This is a genomic window from Streptomyces sp. BE20 (assembly GCF_036322525.1).
Lineage (GTDB): Bacteria > Actinomycetota > Actinomycetes > Streptomycetales > Streptomycetaceae > Kitasatospora.
On record NZ_JAQYWW010001235.1, the window covers coordinates 1 to 306 of the forward strand.

At 68.0% G+C, this 306-nt stretch carries 1 pseudogene; it reads right to left on the reverse strand.

Features of this window, described 5'->3' with window-relative positions:
- A pseudogene (locus PUR61_RS44905) lies at window positions 1-306 on the reverse strand (fuconate dehydratase); the annotation flags it as partial.

The following is a 306-nucleotide window of genomic DNA, read 5'->3' on the forward strand; positions in this document are numbered from 1 at the left end:
ATGTAGCGGAAGTCGACCTGGCTCACCAGCCACAAGGGGTCGGCGTCCGCGAGGAGCTGCCACAGCGGCTTTCCCTCGCGCTTGGCCGCGAGGTCCCATACGGCGTAGACTAAGGAGCCGATGGCCATGTGGATGACGCCCATCTCGGGGCCGATCCAGCCCAGTAGGCTGTCGCCGATGAGGTCGCGGTTGAGTGATCCGGGGTCGGCGCACAGGTCGGCGACGGGTCGGCCGACGAGATGCGGGCGCAGGGCGTCGATGGCCGCGACCTGGACCTCGTTGCCCCGTCCTATGGTGAAGGCGAAG